This is a genomic window from Leucobacter weissii (assembly GCF_017565745.1).
GTDB classification, from domain to species: domain Bacteria; phylum Actinomycetota; class Actinomycetes; order Actinomycetales; family Microbacteriaceae; genus Leucobacter; species Leucobacter weissii.
Genome location: NZ_JAGDYM010000013.1, coordinates 167,677 through 185,125 on the forward strand (window position 1 = coordinate 167,677; position 17,449 = coordinate 185,125).

A 17,449-nucleotide genomic window follows, 5' to 3' on the forward strand; every position below is an offset into this window, starting at 1 on the left:
GAGATGCTCTCTCGCAGAGGATCACGACGGAGCCGCAGCAGGCGCGGCGATCCGCTAAGGGGCCTCGAAACGGGGCGGAAGCGGGAGATTGCCGATTCCGCTGACGCGCACCGCCCCCAGACCCTGCCAGGCGGCGGCCCGTCGCAGCAGTTCAACCGCCGCCTCCGCGGTGCGCGCCGGAGCGCGATCCTCGCGCCAAGCCGCCTGCACCAGCAGTGCGCGTTCGGCGCGATCGGCCTTCAGGTCGATGCGTCCCGCGAGCCGTCCTCCGACCATGAGCGGCAGGCAGTAGTAGCCGTAGCGGCGCTTCTGCCTGGGAGTGTAGATCTCGATGCGATAGTGGAAGTCGAACATGCGCTCGGCCCGCGGCCGGAACCAGACCACGGGATCGAAGGGGGTCAGCAGCGCGTCGGGCGCGAGCCTCGCGGGAACCCGCGCGTCGCGGTGCAGCCACGCCTCCTGCGGCTTCCCCGCCGGAGTGAGCCATCCCGACACCCGGACGGGCAGCAGGATCCCCTCGTCCTCGAGCACGCGAACCGCCGCGCGCGCCTCGGCGATCCTGAGCCGATGATAGTCGGCGAGATCGGCCAGCGTCCCCACGGCGAGCGATCGCGCCGCGCGCTCGACCAGCGCGCGCTGCGCGGCCGCGCGCGGAACCGGGACGAGCGCCTCGGCGGGGAGCACCTGCTCGGCGAGCGCGTAGCGGCGCTGGAACCCCTCGCGCCCCGCCGAGACCACCTCTCCCAGCGCGAACAGCATCTCGACGGCCTGCTTGGTCTCGCTCCAGTCCCACCACGGCCCGCGCGACTCCCGCGGGCCCGTCTCCAGCTCCCGCAGGAGCTGGGGGCCGGCGTCGGCCAGCCGGGCGCGCACCCGCTCGGCGGTCTCGGCGAGCGCGGCGCTCCGGCCCTCTGCCGCGTAGCGCTCGCCGAAGTCGGCCATGCGCCACGCGAACAGCGGCCGATCCGCGACCGGGATGAACGCGGCCTCGTGGGCCCAGTACTCGGTGAAGCCGCCTCCCGCCCAGAGCTGCCGGTCGAGCGCTCCGGTGTCGTAGCCGCCGTGCCGCGAGAACACCGGCAGGTAATGGCTGCGCGCGAAGACGTTCACCGAGTCGATCTGCAGCACGTGCAACCGGTCCAGAGCCGCGTCGAACGGCCGTCTCCGGCGCAGCCTCGGCGCGTTCGCGAAGCCCTGCGCGGCCAGGAGGGCGCGCCGCGCCTCGGCGGCGCTCAGGCTCTCGGGCGCGGTCGTCATCGTAGCCTCCCGCCGGGACGCGATCGGTGACCGGGCAGTCGACAGGCCGGTCGACGATCGCCGATCAGTCGAACCAGAGGGCGAGCTCGCGCTCCGCGCTGAGCGTGCTGTCGCTGCCGTGGACGAGGTTCTGCTGCACGCTCAGGCCCCAGTCCCTCCCGAGATCTCCCCGGATGGTGCCGGGTGCCGCGAGGGTGGGCTCGGTCGAGCCCGCGAGGGAGCGGAATCCTTCGATGATCCGATTGCCTCTCGCGCGGATCGCGACGATCGGCCCGGAGCTCATGAACTCGAGCAGCGGCTCGAAGAACGGCTTGCCCTGATGCTCCTCGTAGTGGGCTTCGAGCAGCTGGCGCGGCGCCTCCACCAGGCGGATGTCCACGAGCTCGTACCCCTTCGCCTCGACCCGGCGGAGGATCTCGCCGGTCAGCCCCCGCTTCACGCCGTCGGGCTTCACCAGGATCAACGTCTCTTCTGCGGACATGCACGCTCCAATCGCGGGATGGTCTGACTCCGCCCTTCAGTCTAGGGGCTGGGCGGACTCCCAGGCAGCGCGCTCCCGATCGATCCGGGAGCCTTTGACCATGCAGTAGATCCAGGTCGCGGTGAAGGCGATCCCGATGATCAGCGACATGGGCAGGATGACGGCGCTCAGCAGCATGAGGCCGTGCACCGCCCAGCCGATGACGATGCCGGTGCGGCCCAGCCGCATCGTGGCGAGCGCGACGAGGATGACGCCGCACAGCGCGAGGCCGCCCCAGATGCCGAGTTCGGCGGGGTCGAGCAGCGAGAGGCCGAAGATCGTCATTCCCATCAGGAAGACCACGATCAGCTCGAAGCCGAGCACGATGGAGGCCAGCGCCCGCTGCGTCCGTCCCGGGCCGGCGCTCCCGGCATCCGGATGGGAGGCTCCGGAGATGCGCATCGCGGCGTCATGCGCGAAGCCCTCCGAGGGCGACAGCTTCAGCTCGGGCTCCTCGGAGCCGCTCGGCGCGGGCGATCCGGGGGTCATGCGCTCCCCCAGCCCTCTGCGCGCGCATGCGCGATGGCCTCGCCCGCGAGCAGCACGGAGCCGGTCACGAGCACCGCCCGGCCCTCTGCCCGACCGGCCCAGTCCCGGGCGACCTCGAGCGCCTCGTGCACCGTTTCAGCTCGGGCGACCGGGAGGTCGGGAATCCGATCCTCCGCGATCTCCGCGAGTCGTTCGACGGGCAGCGCGCGCGACGACTCGACCGGGACGAGGGTGACGGTGTCGGCGATCGGGGCGAGCGCCTCGAGCACTCCTCCCGCGTCCTTCTCGCCGAGGAGCCCGACCACGAGCGCGAGCTCGGAGAAGGCGAAGGACTCGGCCACCGCGCGCGCGAGGGCGTCGGCGCCGTGCGGATTGTGGGCGGCGTCCACGTAGACCACCGGATCGCTGGCGATCAGCTGCAGGCGACCCGGCGAGCGGAGCTGGCCGAGCCCCGCCTCCAGCACCTCCTCCGGAAGCGGACGGTCTCCCCCGAAGAAGGCCTCGACGGCCGCGACCGCGAGCGCCGCGTTCTCCGCCTGATGGCTGCCGTGGAGGGGCAGGAAGACGGGATCGTAATCGTGACCGCTCGGTCCGCTGAGCGTGATCTGACGCCCGCCGACCGCGAGCCGGTCATCCCGGAGAGCGAAATCCCGGTCGGCGAGGAGCAGACCCGCACCGTTCCGCTCGGCTGCGACGGCGAGTTCGAGCAGAGCCTCGCGCCGCTGTCGGGCGGAGACCACCGTGGATCCCGCCTTGATGATCCCGGCCTTGGTGCGGGCGATCGACTCGACGTCCGGGCCGAGGATCGCGGTGTGATCGAGGTCGATCGGGGTGAGCACGGCCACCCTCGCGTCGGCGATGTTGCTGGCGTCCCACTCGCCGCCCATTCCCGTCTCGATGACCGCGACGTCGACCGGAGCGTCGGCGAACAGCGAGAATGCGAGGACCGCGATCGCTTCGAAGAAGGTGATGGGGCTCTGCGAGTCCGCTGCGAGTTCGGCGTCCACGACTTCGAGCGGAACCACCAGTTCGTCCCAGGCGTCCGCGAGCTGATTCCCCCCGACCGGTTCCCCGTCGATCTGGAAGCGCTCGGTGACGTCCACGAGGTGGGGGCTCGTGAAGAGTCCCGTCTTCAGCCCGTGGGCCCGCAGGAGCGACTCGGCCGCGCGCGCGGTGGAGGTCTTGCCGTTGGTGCCTGCGATCTGCATGACGGGATAGGAGAGCTGCGGCGATCCCGCGAGCTCGGCGAGACGGCGCACGGGTTCGATTCTCGGGCGGGGGTGCGCCTCGCCGACGCGCTTCAGCAGTTCCTCGTAGACGCGCTCGGCGGCGCGCTCGGCGGCGGTCATGCCAGGTGTCCTCTCGCATCGATGCGGATCTCCAACGCGTCCTTCGTCGTGCCGAGCGCCTCGGCCGTCGTGCTGAAGACGCCCTGCCCGTCGACGATCTCCGGGGTCGAGCCCGATGCGCCCGTCCCGGAACTGCCCGGGGAGAGCGGAGCGAACGACAGCTCGACCGCGAGGGTCTCCGCGGCGATCAGCTCACGGTGCGTCTGCAGCGCCCCGACGTGCTCGGGATCGGCGCTCAGCCGCAGCGCGATGCGGTCGCTCACCTCGAGACCCGCGTGCTTCCGAGCCTCCTGCACGGCACGGATCGCGTCTCGCGCGGTCCCCTCCTCCTCGAGCTCCAGGGTGGTCTCGGTGCTGAGCAGCACGAAGCCGCCGCCGGGGAGCAGCCCCAGTGCGAGGCCGCTTCCCGAGCCAGCCTCGGGATCGGAGCCGTCGCCGACGCTCAACGCGAGTTCGTACTCCTGCGGCTCCAGCGCGATGCCGCCGGCGATCACGACCCCGTCCTCCTCGCTCCAGTCCCCGCTCTTGGCGGACCTGATGGCCTGCTGCACCTGCTTTCCGAGCCGCGGACCCGCTGCTCGGGCGTTCACCGCCAGCGTGCGCACGATGCCGTGCTCCTCGGCGCTGCGCTCCGTCTGCTGCACCAGGCGCACCGACTTCACGTTGAGCTCCTCGCGGAGGATCCCCGCGAAGGGCTCCAGCGCGCCGGGCCGCGGGGTCACGACCGTCAGCTCGGCGAGCGGCAGCCGGACACGCAGGCGCCGGGCCTTGCGCAGCGCCAGGGCCTGCGAGGTGATCCGGCGGACCTCGTCCATCGCGTCGACCAGTTCGGGGTCGTCGGGGAACTCCGCGGCGTCGGGCCAGTCCGTGAGATGCACCGAGCGGCCTCCCGTCAGGCCCCGCCAGATCTCCTCCGTGACCAGGGGCGCCAGGGGCGCCGCGACGCGCGAGACCGTCTCGAGCACGGTGGCGAGCGTGTCGAAGGCCTGCCGGTTCTCCGGTCCGCCGCCGGTCCCGTGGACCCCGGCCCAGAAGCGGTCGCGGGATCTGCGCACGTACCAGTTGGTCAGCACCTCTCCGAACTCACGCAGATCCTCGGCGGCGCTGGTGGTGTCCAGTCCGTCGAGATGCCGCTCCACGTCGCGGATCAGCGTCCCGGTCTTCGCCAGGATGTAGCGGTCGAGAGGATCATCGCTGTCGGTGCGCCGAGACGCCTCGGTGCCGTCCGCGTTCGAGTAGAGGCCGAAGAAGTACCAGGTGTTCCACAGCGGCAGGATGAACTGGCGGACCCCCTCGCGGATCCCCTCCTCCGTGACGACGAGATTGCCTCCGCGCACGACCGGCGAGGCCATCAGGAACCAGCGCATCGCGTCCGAGCCGTCGCGGTCGAAGACCTCGTTCACATCGGGATAGTTGCGCAGCGACTTCGACATCTTGTTGCCGTCGCTGCCGAGCACGATCCCGTGGCTGATCACGCTCCTGAAGGCCGGCCGGTCGAACAGCGCCGTCGCGAGCACGTGCATGACGTAGAACCAGCCGCGGGTCTGCCCGATGTACTCCACGATGAAGTCGGCCGGCTGGTGGGCGTCGAACCACTCCCGGTTCTCGAAGGGGTAGTGCGCCTGCGCGAAGGGCATCGACCCGGAGTCGAACCAGACGTCGAAGACGTCCGCGATGCGGCGCATGGTCGATCGGCCCGTGGGGTCGTCGGGGTTCGGCCGCGTGAGGCCGTCGATGTAGGGGCGGTGCAGATCGATCTCGCCGGCCTCGTTCACCGGGAGGGATCCGAAGTCCCGCTCCAGCTCCTCCAGCGAGCCGTACACGTCGACGCGCGGATGCTCCGGGTCATCGCTCTTCCACACCGGGATCGGGCTGCCCCAGTAGCGGTTGCGGCTGATCGACCAGTCGCGGGCGCCCTCGAGCCACTTGCCGAACTGGCCGTGCTTCACGCCCGCCGGCACCCATTCGATCTGCTCGTTCACCTCGAGCAGGCGATCCTTGATCTCGGTGACGCGCACGAACCAGCTCGAGACGGCCCGGTAGATGAGCGGGTTGCGGCAGCGCCAGCAGTGCGGGTAGGAGTGCTCGTAGCTGGCCTCGCGCAGCAGACGGCCCTTCGCCTTGATCAGTCGGATCAGCGGCCGATTCGCCTCGGACCAGAGTTGACCGGCCACGTCGGCGACGGAGGGCAGGAACCGGCCGCCGTCGTCGAGGCTGACGATCACCGGGATGCCCGCCGCCGCAGTGACGCGCATGTCGTCCTCGCCGTAGGCGGGCGCCTGATGCACGATGCCGGTGCCGTCGCCGGTCGTGACGTAGTCGTCCACGAGGATCTGCCAGGCGCGCTCCGTGCCCCACACCTCGGCGTCGGCGTAGTAGTCGAAGAGCGCCTCGTAGCGCACGCCCGCGAGCTCGGCGCCGCGGACGACGCGCGCGACCGCGGCCTGCGCCTCCTCGGCCGAGGCGTAGCCGAGCTCCTTCGCGTGCGCGCCCACGAGGCCCTCGGCGAGCAGGTATCGTGCGCCGGACCCCGAGCCCGTCGGGGGCTCTCCGCCGTCGGCCGCGCCGGACGGCCCGGCCGGAACCACCGCGTAGCCGATCCCCGGGCCGACGGCGAGTGCCGCATTGGTGGGCAGCGTCCAGGGCGTCGTGGTCCAGGCGAGGGCCCGCACGCCCTCCAGCCCGAGTTCTGCGGCCCGCTCCCCCGCCAGCGGGAAGGCGACCGTCACCGAGGGATCCTGCCGCATCTGGTACACGTCGTCGTCCATGCGCAGCTCGTGGTTCGAGAGCGGCGTCTCATCGCGCCAGCAGTACGGGAGCACGCGGTGCCCCTCGTAGGCGAGGCCGCGCTCGTGGAGCTGCTTGAACGCCCAGAGGACGCTCTCCATGTAGCCGAGGTTCAGCGTCTTGTAGTCGTTCTCGAAATCGACCCAGCGCGCCTGCCTGGTGACGTACTCCTCCCACTCACGGGTGTACTGCAGCACCGACTCGCGCGCCTTCGCGTTGAAGGCCGCGATCCCCATCTCCTCGATCTCGCGCTTCTCGGTGATGCCGAGCTGCTTCATCGCCTCCAGCTCGGCCGGCAGCCCGTGGGTGTCCCAGCCGAAGCGGCGCTCCACCTTCTTGCCGCGCATCGTCTGGAAGCGCGGGAAGACGTCCTTGGCGTAGCCCGTGAGCAGGTGCCCGTAGTGCGGCAGGCCGTTGGCGAAGGGTGGTCCGTCGTTGAACACCCACTCGGGCGCGCCCTCGCGCTGCCGGATCGACTCGCGGAAGGTGTCATCGTCCTTCCAGAAGGCGAGCACCCGCCGCTCGATCTCCGGGAACGAGGGCGACGGCTGAACGGCGGCGGGCTCGGCGGACGCGCCGTCCCGCGCTCCGGTCGACGGCTTCGGGTAGATCATGGGCGCTTCCTCGGCTCGGATTCGTCTTCGTGCCGGGACGGGCTGCCGATCCTTCTCGTCCGCCCGCGGTACCACCCTGCTTGCCGCGATCCTGCGCCGTCTCCGGCGAGGAGCCCGGCCACCTCGTTCGGCTGTGACGGGCCGTCCCCGTTCGGCTCTACTGAGCGGCTCGGACGCTCCCGATCAGATCGTCCGCTCTGCTGTTCTTCCGAAGACTCCCCGGTGATGGCCGGATCGCAGTCGCTGCATACGATTCTACACGCATTCGGCGCCCCGAGGACGAGCGATCCGAACCCGGGAGCAGCTCCGGCGGCGAATACCGTTCGGGAGGAGCCGAACAGGCGCGGATCTCCTCCCGAAGCGCACGCTCCGCCGGAAGCGCCCGCCCTTGCGACGGGAGAACAGCCGTGCTCCCACTCGGATAAACTGTTCTGGTCCACCATCAGGCACCAGAACCGCGGGCAGCCGCACGGTTCGACGACGCGGTGCCGCCCATAGCGAAGACGGAGCCCAGATGAGCGCGACCCCCCGCGAGACCACCCCCCGCGAGATCCCGGACAAGCCCCAGCTCGAAGGGCTCGAGGAGAAGTGGGGGCCGATCTGGGAGCAGCAGGGCACCTATCGCTTCGACCGCGACGAGGCCGCCGCCGCCGGGCGCGACGCCGTCTACAGCATCGACACGCCGCCGCCGACGGCCTCGGGCTCCCTGCATGTCGGTCACGTCTTCAGCTACACGCACACCGACACCGTCGCCCGCTACCAGCGCATGCGCGGCAAGCGCGTGTTCTACCCGATGGGCTGGGACGACAACGGCCTGCCGACCGAGCGCCGGGTGCAGAACTACTACGGGGTGCGCTGCGACCCCTCGCTCCCCTATCAGCCGGACTTCGTTCCTCCCCATGAGGGCGGCGACGGGAAGAGCGTCAAGGCGGCCGACCAGCAGCCGGTCTCCCGCCGCAACTTCATCGAGCTCTGCGAGCGGCTCACCGTCGAGGACGAGCGGCAGTTCGAAGATCTCTGGCGCGCACTGGGCCTCTCCGTCGACTGGGGCCAGAGCTACCGGACCATTGCCGACGATTCCTTGCGCGCCTCGCAGCTCGCCTTCGTGCGCAATGTGCGTCGGGGGGAGGCCTATCAGGCGCAGGCCCCCACGCTGTGGGATGTGACGTTCCGCACCGCGGTGGCCCAGGCCGAACTTGAGGATCGCGATCAGCCGAGCGCCTACCACACCCTCGCCTTCCACAAGAGCGACGGCTCGGGCGACCTGCTCATCGACACCACGCGTCCCGAACTGCTCCCCGCCTGCGTGGCCCTCGTGGCCCATCCCGACGACGAGCGCTATCAGCCGCTCTTCGGCAGCACCGTGCGCACCCCTCTGTTCGATGTCGAGGTGCCGATCGTCGCTCACCGTCTCGCCCAGCCGGACAAGGGAACGGGCATCGCCATGATCTGCACCTTCGGCGATGTGACGGACGTGGTCTGGTGGCGCGAACTCGACCTGCCCACCCGCGCGGTGCTCGGCTTCGACGGCCGCATCGTGTCCGAGGCGCCGGAGGCGATCACCAGCGCCGCGGGGCGCGAGGCCTATGCGCAGCTGGCCGGCAAGACCGTGTTCAGCGCGAAGCAGGCCGTCGTCGAGATGCTCGGCGAGTCGGGCGAGCTCGTCGGAGAGATCCGCAAGATCACGCACCCCGTCAAGTTCTTCGAGAAGGGCGACCGGCCGCTCGAGATCGTGTCGACCCGCCAGTGGTACATCCGCAACGGCGCCCGGGACGAGGGGCTCCGCGAACGCCTGCTCGCCCACGGCCGAGAGCTGCGGTGGCACCCCGATTTCATGCGGGTGCGCTACGAGAACTGGGTCGAGGGACTCTCCGGCGACTGGCTGGTCTCGCGCCAGCGCTTCTTCGGCGTGCCGATCCCCGTCTGGTACCCGCTCGATTCCGACGGCAATCCGGTCTTCGACCGCCCGATCCTGCCCGCCGAGGATCAGCTGCCCGTGGATCCCTCGAGCGACGTGCCCGCCGGCTATTCGGAGGAGCAGCGCGGCGCCCCCGGCGGCTTCCGGGGCGAGGTCGACGTCATGGACACCTGGGCCACTTCCTCCCTCACGCCGCAGCTCGCGGGCGGCTGGGAGCGCGACCCCGCGCTCTTCGCGCTCGTGTACCCGTTCGATCTGCGCCCGCAGGGGCAGGACATCATCCGCACCTGGCTGTTCAGCACCCTGCTGCGCAGCGAGCTCGAGGCGAAGACGCTGCCATGGCGGCACGCCGGCATCTCGGGCTGGATCCTCGATCCCGACCGCAAGAAGATGTCGAAGTCGAAGGGCAACGTGGTGACGCCCGCGGGCCTGCTCGAGCAGCACGGCTCGGACGCGGTCCGCTACTGGGCGGCGTCGGCCAAGCTCGGCACCGATGCCTCGTTCGATCCGCAGAACCCGACGCAGATCAAGATCGGTCGCCGGCTCGCCATCAAGCTGCTCAACGCCGCGAAGTTCGCGCTCGGCTTCGACGCCGGGGGCGCGGGCGCGGTGACCGAGCCTATCGATCGCGCGATGCTCGCGGCGCTCGCCCGGGTCGTCGAGCAGGCGACTCAGGCCTTCGAGGGCTACGATCACGCACGGGCTCTCGAACTCTCGGAGAGCTTCTTCTGGACGTTCTGCGACGACTACCTCGAACTCGTGAAGGAGCGCGCCCACTCGGGCCGGGGTCAGGCCCAGGCCTCCGCGGTGACCGCTCTGCGCACGGCGCTGTCGGTGTTCGCGCGCCTCTTCGCCCCGTTCCTGCCCTTCGCCGCGGAGGAGGTCTGGTCGTGGTTCGGCGAGGGCTCGGTGCACCGCTCGAATTGGCCGGTCGCGCAAGAGCTCCTTCCGCTCGCGGGCGACGACGCGGATCCCGAGCTGCTCCGTCTGGTGGGCACCGCGCTCGTCGGGATCCGGGGCGCCAAGACCGCGGCGAAGGCCTCCCAGAAGACGCCGGTCGAGCTGGCGGTCGTGCACGCCCCCGCCGAGGACCGGGAGCGGCTCGCCCTTGCCGCGGACGACCTCGCCGCGGTCGGGCGCATCGCCGAACTGCGCTTCGAGGGGGCGGACGTCGAGAACGTGACCGTCGCGGAGATCCGGCTCGCGGATCCGGAGGCCCGGCCCGCATCATGAGCACCACCCGGGGCGCGGGCTCCGCCCGTATCGCGAGCGCAGGCCGAGCATGAGACTCGGATCGCGCTGGCCGGTGGGCGAGCCGCCGCACCCGAGCGTGCCCGCGGCGCTGCTTCCGGAGATCGCCGCCCAGGAGGCGGCGCATCCCGGCGCCCGCTCCTGGACGCTGACCTGGCTCGAGGGCCGGCCGCACTGCGCGCTGGACGACGCGGTCACCGTCTCGCTCGGCCCGAACGGCGCAGCAACCGTGTCCTGGCGAGCGGGCTCGGATGAAACGTTCCATCCCGAACTCCCCGATGACGCGGACGATGGCTGGCTCGGCTGAGGGTCGCACTCCTCCTGAGGCGCCCGCAGCCGCACCTCCCGCTCATCCTGCGGCCGCGCAGCGGATCGCGGGATCTCCGCCGCCACATGCGGTGGCCTGATCGGGCGACGAGAACACCCCATCGTGACGAGAATGCCGCTCTCCCCTGCTGCACAGGGTGATCCTCGTGCGGGAGCGCCATTCTCGTCGCATGACTCGCAGCCGCCGCGGCGACGCCCACGCGCAGCGCAGGCTCAACAGCGACCCCACGACCCAACGACCCCATTCAAGAGGATCGTGCTGTCGATCGTCGGCGCCTGCGAACATGAAGAGAAGTGCTGGAGTGAGCGCGAGGAGTGCGTGAGGGCGGTGCGGTCGGGGAAGAGATACACCGAGCGTGTAGGCTGCAGTTCGGGGTCCGAATCGGATCAGCTGACGCCGAATGGCAGGATCGCGCTGACCCACGCGAGTTCGTGCCCGGGCGTCGCAGACGATTCGCGGTCCAGGAGGCCGAGGACGGGATCCGGTCGGCGCCGGACGAGATCGGCAGGACGTGAGGACACAAGATGCTCCACTACGAAGCAATGAGAGTCTCGACGAGAGCACTGACCGGGATCGGTCTCTCCTTCGCGCTCGTGCTCGCGCTCGCCGGGTGCGGACCGGAGCCGGAGGCGGAGCAGCCGGCGGGATCGAGCGACGTCTCCGAGGCCAAGCAGCGCGCCGAGTCCGGTGAGAGCGGCTCGGAGCGCGAGCAGGAAGATGCGGAGTCGCTGAAGAGCACCGAGCTGCCGGAGGGGTTTCCCGAGGCGCTCTTCGCGCTCCCGGAGGACGCGATCATCGACGACGCGGGATCGCACGAGGGCGGCACCTGGTTCGTCGTCCTCCGCGCCGCTGACCAGGAGCAGGCGGATGCCTGGTGGGACGAGGTGTCGAGCCGCAACAGCCTGACGGCGCACCGCGAGGAGGCCGACGAGGAGGGACGGTCCGCGGTGCTCTCGAACGAGGAGCTGACCGTCGACGCACTCACCATACCGGAGGATGACGGCGGCGTCCTGCTGAGCTACGACCTGAGCGAGCTCTGACGCGAACCGGCGGAGGGCTCTCGCACCCTAGGCGCTGCGCTCCGCTCCGCCCGCGGCGCCGAGGACCCGCGGCGGAGCCTCACCGCGCACCGACTCGCGCGTCACGATCACCTTCGTCACCTCGTCGTTCGACGGCACGTCGAACATGATCGGTCCGAGCAGATCCTCGAGGATCGCCCGCAGCCCGCGGGCGCCGGTCTTGCGCTCGACCGCGAGTTGCGCGATCGCGCCGAGCGCGGCGTCTTCGAACTCGAGTCCGACTCCGTCGATCTCGAACATGCGCTGATACTGCTTGACCAGCGCGTTCTTGGGTTCCGTGAGAATGCGCACCAGTGCCGATTCGTCGAGCGGGTCGACCGTCGCCACCACGGGAAGACGACCGATGAACTCGGGGATGAGACCGAACTTGTGCAGATCCTCGGGCTGCACGTCGGCGAGCAGCTCCGGCTCGTTCCGCGTGCTCGCGACCGGGGCGCCGAAGCCGATGCCGCCCCGTCCGAGCCGCTGGGCGATGATGTCCTCGATCCCGGCGAACGCGCCGGCGACGATGAAGAGCACGTTCGTCGTGTCGAGCTGGATGAACTCCTGGTTCGGGTGCTTGCGGCCGCCCTGCGGAGGGATCGAGGCGACCGTGCCCTCGAGGATCTTGAGCAGCGCCTGCTGCACGCCCTCACCCGAGACGTCCCTCGTGATCGACGGGTTCTCGGCCTTGCGCGTGATCTTGTCGACCTCGTCGATGTAGATGATGCCGGTCTCGGCGCGCTGCACATCGAAGTCCGCGGCCTGCAGCAGCTTGAGCAGGATGTTCTCGACATCCTCTCCGACGTACCCGGCCTCCGTCAGCGCCGTCGCGTCGGCGACCGCGAACGGGACGTTGAGCTGCCGGGCGAGGGACTGCGCGAGATAGGTCTTGCCGCAGCCGGTGGGGCCGAGCATCAGGATGTTCGACTTCGCGATCTCGACGTGATCGTCCGCCTCATCGGCGCTGGTCAGCGCCCTCCCCGCCCGTACGCGCTTGTAATGGTTGTAGACGGCGACGGAGAGCGACTGCTTGGCCCGTTCCTGGCCGATCACGTACTGGTCGAGGAACGCCGCGATGTCGCGCGGCTTGTGCAGCGTGAAGTCCTCGGATTCCGCGACCGGCTGGTTCTCGGCGAGCCGCTCCTCGATGATCTCGTTGCAGAGCCCGACGCACTCGTCGCAGATGTAGATCTGCGGGCCGGCGATGAGCTGCTGCACCTGCTTCTGCGACTTGCCGCAGAACGAGCACTTGAGCAGTTCGCTGCTCTCCCCCATCTTCGCCATGCGTACCCTCTCTGCGTACGGACCTCAGTGGCACTGAGCCTAGCCCGATCCCCCGACAAATCACTTTACGGCACGCCCAGCCGCGCGATGTCGGCTGCTATGTGGAGAGCACCGGCTGCGGGTTCTTGCGGCTGGTGAGCACCTGATCGATCAGGCCGTACTCCACCGCCTCCGCGGCGCCGAGGATCTTGTCCCGGTCGATGTCGCGGTGCACCTCCTCGATCGAGCGGTTCGAATGCTTCGAGAGCGTCTCCTCGAGCCACTCGCGCATGCGCAGGATCTCGGCGGCCTGGATCTCGATGTCGCTGGCCTGGCCGTGCCCGGCCTGCCCCGTCGAGGGCTGGTGGATCAGCACCCGCGCGTTCGGCAGCGCCAGGCGCTTGCCCGGCGTGCCACCGGCCAGCAGCACGGCCGCGGCCGAGGCCGCCTGGCCCAGGCAGACCGTCTGGATGTGCGGCTTGACGTACTGCATCGTGTCGTAGATGGCCGTCATCGCGGTGAACGAGCCGCCCGGCGAGTTGATGTACATGATGATGTCGCGCTCGGGATCCTGGCTCTCGAGCACCAGCAGCTGGGCCATCACGTCGTCGGCCGACGCATCGTCGACCTGCACGCCGAGGAACACGATGCGGTCCTCGAAGAGCTTCGCGTAGGGATCCTGGCGTTTGAAGCCGTAGGCGGTGCGCTCTTCGAAGCTCGGCAGGACGTAGCGTGCCTCGGGGAGGGAGATGTTCATGGGTGTCCGTTCCACTTTCTGTCGCCTACTTATCGGTTCCGCCGCCGCCGACGACGTCGCGCGCGGAGTCGCGGATGTAGTCGACGAAACCGTACTCGAGCGCTTCCTCGGCCGTGAACCAGCGGTCCCGATCGCCGTCGGCGTTGATCTGCTCGACGGTCTTGCCCGTCTGCGCGGCCGTGATCTCCGCGAGCCGGTTCTTCATCGACACGATCAGCTGGGCCTGGGTCTGGATATCACTGGCGGTGCCGCCGAAGCCGCCGTGCGGCTGATGGAGCAGCACCCGGGCGTTCGGCGTGATGTACCGCTTGCCCTTGGTGCCCGCCGTCAGCAGGAACTGGCCCATCGACGCGGCCATGCCCATCCCGACCGTCACGATGTCGTTCGGCACGAAGCTCATCGTGTCGTAGATCGCCATACCGGCCGTGATGGAGCCGCCGGGAGAGTTGATGTAGAGGTAGATGTCCGCGTCCTGATCCTCCGCTGCGAGCAGCAGGATCTTCGCGCAGATCTCGTTCGCGTTCTCATCGCGCACCTCGCTGCCGAGCCAGATGATGCGATCCTTCAGCAGTCGCTCGAACACGCTGTTCTGCGGCGTGGGTTCTGCCATTGCGGCGCTCCTATTCCTCGGGGTCTGTAACGAGGTTATCGACTCGCGCCACCGTGCGCGGCTGTGTTCGCCGTGGGCGTGGAGCGCGCGCCCGGCGACGGTCCGGCAGACGGCGCGGAGAAGCGATCGAGCCCCCACCGGGAGGCAGGGGCTCGATGGAGCCCGGGCGCGGCGCGCCGGGCGGACCGGACGGGGTGTCAGCCGTTCTTCTCGGTCGTCTCCGCTTCTTCGACGATCTCCTCGGCCTCGTCCAGCACCTCGGCGACCTCTTCATCGTCGATGGCGGTGAACTCGCTCAGATCGACCGGGTTGCCCTGCTGATCGACCACTTCGGCCTTCGACAGCGCGATCGCGAGGGCCTTGTTCCGGGTGACCTCGCCGACGACCACGCCCATCTGGCCGCCCTGGCTCAGCGCCTGCAGGAACTGGCCCGGCTCCATGCCGTACTGCTGCGCCGACTGGAAGATGTACTGGGAGAGCTCGTTCTGCGTCGGGGTGACGCCCTCGGCCTCGACGATCGCGTCGAGCAGGAGCTGCAGCGCGAGCTGCTTCTCCGCGGACTTGCGGACCTCCGCCCGATGCTCGTCGTCCTCGAGACGGCCCTCGCCCTCGAGGTGGCGGTGCACCTCCTCCTCGACGAGCTCCTCGGAGACCGGAATCGCGGCCTGCTCGATGAGGGTTTCGGTGAAGAGATCGCGCGCCTGGCGCCCCTGAGCGAACACGGCCGCCTGGCTCACCTGCTGGGAGAGGCTCTCGCGCAGCTCGACGATGGTGTCGAACTCGCTCGCGAGCTGGGCGAACTCGTCGTCCGCCTCGGCGAGCTCGCGCTCCTTGACCGCGGTGATCTCGACCTCGACCTCGGCGTCGCGGCCCTCGTGCTCGCCGCCGAGCAGCTGCGAGGTGAAGGTGGTGCGCTCGCCAGCGGTCAGCGTCTCGACGGCCTCGTCGAGCCCCTGCAGCATGTTGCCGGCGCCGACCTCGTAGGAGACGCCGTCCGCCTGGTCGACCTCTTCGCCGTCGATGCGCGCGACGAGGTCCAGCTCCACGAAGTCGCCGGTCGCGGCGGCCCGCTCGACCGTCTTCAGCGTGCCGAAGCGCTCGCGCAGCTTCGTCAGCTCGTCCTCGACCGCGGCCTCGTCGACGACCACGTCGTCGACGACGATCTTCAGCCCTTCGTACTCGGGCAGCTCGAACTCCGGCTTCGCCTCGACCTCGAAGGCGAGGAGGATCTCGCTCGACGGGTCCTTCACGTCGAGCCACTGCTCGACATCTGCGGTCGGGCGGCCCATCGGCACCGTGCCCGTCTCCGCGAGCGCGGCCTGGAAGAAGTCGTCGAGCGAGGAGTTGACGGCCTGCTCGACGACCGCCTCGCGGCCGAGTCGCTGATCGATGATCGGCGCGGGCACGTGCCCCTTGCGGAAGCCGGGGATCGACACCTGCTCCGAGAGCGTCTTGTAGGCCTGCGCGAGATGGGGTTCGAGATCGTCCAGCGTCAGTGCGACGGTGAGCTTCACCCGGGTCTCGTTCAGCTTCTCAGCGTTGGTCTTCGGCAATTTGACCTCTCAGTATCAGGTTCGGTGCTGCGTGCACGATGATCGGCGCGCCGGGTTTGTCCGGCACGTGTCGGGGCGACAGGATTCGAACCTGCGACCTCCCGCTCCCAAAGCGGGCGCTCTAGCCAAGCTGAGCTACGCCCCGCGAGCAGACAACCCTGCAAGTCTAGCGGAATGCGGCCGCGGCGCGCGCAGCTCCGACCCCAGCGGCGCGCGCGGCCGCCGGATCTCAGTGCCTCGGATCGCGGATCGCGGCGTAGAAGAGCGGCCACTCGCTCTCGGCGTGGCCGATCGTGAAGAGGAAGGGCCGGTCGAAGTGGACGGACGCCTCGGTCGCCGGGGCGGACTCCATATGCACTCCGAGCTCGGTCACCGCCGCGGCGACCGTGCCCTCCTCGTCGACGCGCAGCACCGCCTGCTGGGCGGCCTGCTCCAGGCAGAGATCCCCCGGCTCGAGTGCGATGCCCGAGAGGTCGGCCTCACCGCTGCTGCAGAGGGTCGAGTCGATCCCCAGATCCGCGATCAGCCCGCTGTCGATCAGATCGAGCGGCTCATCGCCCGAGATGTCGAGGGTCGGAAGAGTGAGATCGAGCACGATGGGATCCGCGGCGCCGAGCGCCCGCGTCGCCTGGGCCAGTAGCTCGGGCGACGCCTCCGAGGGATCGGTTCCCGCGGGCGGCAGCAGCAGGTCGGCGTGGGCGCCCTCCTGGTAGGGCAGCCGCACGCCCACCCAGCCGCCGTCGAGCTCCGCATAGGCGAAGGGCGCCTCGTCGCTGCCCATCGTCTCGACCTGGATCATGCTGCCGTCGGCGAGCGTGAACGCCTGGTCCCGGGTGAGCGTCGAGCTGAAGGGCGTCTGCCACCGCGCGGCGAGGAGGATCGCATCCTGCAGCACGACGCGGAGAAACGGGTGCGGCTGTATCGCCGATTGCTCGATCAGCCCGCCCGTGTGATGCTCCACCCACTCGTCGAGCACCGCCTTGCCCGCGTCGGAGGTGAGATCCGCCTGCTGCACGCCGGCGTCGAAGCCGTCGGCGAGCGCGTCGAGGTAGCTCTCGTGCACCTCGAACCCCTCGTGCACCACCACGTTGTTCGCGAGGTGGAGGATCGGCCGTTCCGGCAGTTCCTCTGCGGTCGCCTCGGCGGGATCGCCGTCGAGCTCGAGCACCGATCGCTGCAGCGCGGCGAAGGCGTCGCGCCGGTCCTCTCCGCTCGCTCCGAGCGCGTCCTCGAGTTGCTGGAGGCTCTTCGCCCTCGCTCCGTCGGAGAGCATCGCGAGCGCCGTGGCGAGGCTCGCAGGGGATACCACGACGTTGCCGTCCTCTGCGCCGGCCGAGAGGGCGGCGAGGCCGATCGCGCTCGTCGCCGCGACGACGTCCTCCACGGCGTCGGTCTCGTCCAGGTCCGTATCGCGCATCGACACTCCCTCGGCTCGCACGGCGCCCGTGGCCGCCGGGTCGGCGCCGGGCGCGGCAGCGCACGCGCTCAGAGCGAGCAGCGGCACGAGCAGGACGAACGTCAGTGGTCGTCGAGCGCTGAACGGCAGCGCCGTCCGCCCGGCCGAGCGCGCTTCGAAGGCGAGTGCTCTCCTGTTTCGCATGGCGATCATCCCCGATTCTCGGTCGTCGGGAGTCATCATTCGCCCCCACTCAGTAGTGTCCGCGCCCGCTGAAAACGTCTCAGCTTTGCGGT

General features: G+C 69.9%; 13 protein-coding genes and 1 tRNA gene. 3 read left to right on the forward strand and 11 right to left on the reverse strand.

All coding sequences use genetic code 11. From position 1 onward, the window contains the following. Positions 1 to 54: 54 nt before the first annotated feature. From J4H92_RS11750 to ileS, 5 genes are all read right to left on the reverse strand, one after another. On the reverse strand, positions 55 to 1,257 hold the full coding sequence (locus J4H92_RS11750; RefSeq protein WP_208098379.1) for a winged helix-turn-helix domain-containing protein: 1,203 nt from the start codon (positions 1,255 to 1,257) through the stop codon (positions 55 to 57). A gap of 64 nt (positions 1,258 to 1,321) precedes the next feature. Beyond that, complete coding sequence (gene ndk / locus J4H92_RS11755) at positions 1,322 to 1,738, reverse strand: nucleoside-diphosphate kinase (RefSeq protein ID WP_208098380.1); 417 nt, start codon at positions 1,736 to 1,738, stop codon at positions 1,322 to 1,324. A 36-nt stretch (positions 1,739 to 1,774) separates the two neighbouring features. After that, entirely contained in the window at positions 1,775 to 2,266 is a 492-nt protein-coding gene (locus J4H92_RS11760) for a DUF4233 domain-containing protein (protein WP_208098381.1), read from the reverse strand. Further along, positions 2,263 to 3,615, reverse strand: coding sequence for a bifunctional folylpolyglutamate synthase/dihydrofolate synthase (locus J4H92_RS11765; protein ID WP_208098382.1), 1,353 nt, complete (start codon positions 3,613 to 3,615; stop codon positions 2,263 to 2,265). Before J4H92_RS11765 ends, J4H92_RS11760 begins: the two co-directional genes overlap by 4 nt. Beyond that, positions 3,612 to 7,016, reverse strand: a complete 3,405-nt coding sequence (gene ileS / locus J4H92_RS11770; RefSeq protein ID WP_208098383.1) for an isoleucine--tRNA ligase — start codon at positions 7,014 to 7,016, stop codon at positions 3,612 to 3,614. The genes J4H92_RS11765 and ileS overlap by 4 nt, the downstream gene beginning before the upstream one ends. A gap of 514 nt (positions 7,017 to 7,530) precedes the next feature. On the opposite strand from ileS, the gene valS reads away from it, so the two are divergent. From valS to J4H92_RS11785, 3 genes are all read left to right on the forward strand, one after another. After that, positions 7,531 to 10,167 carry a valine--tRNA ligase gene (gene valS / locus J4H92_RS11775; RefSeq protein WP_208098384.1) on the forward strand — a complete coding sequence of 879 codons (2,637 nt, stop codon included), beginning with the start codon at positions 7,531 to 7,533 and terminating at the stop codon, positions 10,165 to 10,167. A gap of 49 nt (positions 10,168 to 10,216) precedes the next feature. Continuing rightward, complete coding sequence (locus J4H92_RS11780; protein ID WP_208098385.1) at positions 10,217 to 10,492, forward strand: Fe-S oxidoreductase; 276 nt, start codon at positions 10,217 to 10,219, stop codon at positions 10,490 to 10,492. Positions 10,493 to 11,055: 563 nt separating this feature from the next. Next, a complete protein-coding gene (locus tag J4H92_RS11785) occupies positions 11,056 to 11,553 on the forward strand; it encodes a hypothetical protein (protein WP_208098386.1) in 498 nt (165 codons plus the stop codon). Between the two features lie 27 nt (positions 11,554 to 11,580). Here the strand turns inward: J4H92_RS11785 and clpX are convergent, their stop codons facing one another. The 6 genes from clpX to J4H92_RS11815 form a co-directional block, all read right to left on the reverse strand. Beyond that, entirely contained in the window at positions 11,581 to 12,858 is a 1,278-nt protein-coding gene (gene clpX / locus J4H92_RS11790; RefSeq protein WP_208098387.1) for an ATP-dependent Clp protease ATP-binding subunit ClpX, read from the reverse strand. A 97-nt stretch (positions 12,859 to 12,955) separates the two neighbouring features. After that, positions 12,956 to 13,594, reverse strand: coding sequence for an ATP-dependent Clp protease proteolytic subunit (locus J4H92_RS11795; protein ID WP_208098388.1), 639 nt, complete (start codon positions 13,592 to 13,594; stop codon positions 12,956 to 12,958). Positions 13,595 to 13,619: 25 nt separating this feature from the next. Further along, the gene (locus J4H92_RS11800; RefSeq protein ID WP_208098389.1) at positions 13,620 to 14,204 is read right to left on the reverse strand and encodes an ATP-dependent Clp protease proteolytic subunit; all 585 of its coding nucleotides are present in this window, start codon (positions 14,202 to 14,204) and stop codon (positions 13,620 to 13,622) included. A gap of 197 nt (positions 14,205 to 14,401) precedes the next feature. Next, positions 14,402 to 15,757, reverse strand: a complete 1,356-nt coding sequence (gene tig, locus J4H92_RS11805; protein WP_208098390.1) for a trigger factor — start codon at positions 15,755 to 15,757, stop codon at positions 14,402 to 14,404. A 70-nt stretch (positions 15,758 to 15,827) separates the two neighbouring features. After that, positions 15,828 to 15,902, reverse strand: a tRNA-Pro gene (locus J4H92_RS11810). An 84-nt stretch (positions 15,903 to 15,986) separates the two neighbouring features. Then, positions 15,987 to 17,366: a serpin family protein gene (locus J4H92_RS11815; RefSeq protein ID WP_208098391.1), complete on the reverse strand. Its 1,380-nt coding sequence runs from the start codon at positions 17,364 to 17,366 to the stop codon at positions 15,987 to 15,989. Positions 17,367 to 17,449 lie beyond the last annotated feature (83 nt).

Coding starts and splice junctions, on each gene's coding strand:
- ndk (WP_208098380.1), bottom strand. CDS start 1,738: ATGTCCGCAGAAGAGACGTTGATCCTGGTGAAGCCCGACGGCGTGAAG.
- valS (WP_208098384.1), top strand. CDS start 7,531: ATGAGCGCGACCCCCCGCGAGACCACCCCCCGCGAGATCCCGGACAAG.
- J4H92_RS11780 (WP_208098385.1), top strand. CDS start 10,217: ATGAGACTCGGATCGCGCTGGCCGGTGGGCGAGCCGCCGCACCCGAGC.
- J4H92_RS11815 (WP_208098391.1), bottom strand. CDS start 17,366: ATGATCGCCATGCGAAACAGGAGAGCACTCGCCTTCGAAGCGCGCTCG.
- J4H92_RS11795 (WP_208098388.1), bottom strand. CDS start 13,594: ATGAACATCTCCCTCCCCGAGGCACGCTACGTCCTGCCGAGCTTCGAA.
- clpX (WP_208098387.1), bottom strand. CDS start 12,858: ATGGCGAAGATGGGGGAGAGCAGCGAACTGCTCAAGTGCTCGTTCTGC.
- J4H92_RS11765 (WP_208098382.1), bottom strand. CDS start 3,615: ATGACCGCCGCCGAGCGCGCCGCCGAGCGCGTCTACGAGGAACTGCTG.
- ileS (WP_208098383.1), bottom strand. CDS start 7,016: ATGATCTACCCGAAGCCGTCGACCGGAGCGCGGGACGGCGCGTCCGCC.
- J4H92_RS11760 (WP_208098381.1), bottom strand. CDS start 2,266: ATGACCCCCGGATCGCCCGCGCCGAGCGGCTCCGAGGAGCCCGAGCTG.
- J4H92_RS11800 (WP_208098389.1), bottom strand. CDS start 14,204: ATGGCAGAACCCACGCCGCAGAACAGCGTGTTCGAGCGACTGCTGAAG.
- J4H92_RS11785 (WP_208098386.1), top strand. CDS start 11,056: ATGAGAGTCTCGACGAGAGCACTGACCGGGATCGGTCTCTCCTTCGCG.
- J4H92_RS11750 (WP_208098379.1), bottom strand. CDS start 1,257: ATGACGACCGCGCCCGAGAGCCTGAGCGCCGCCGAGGCGCGGCGCGCC.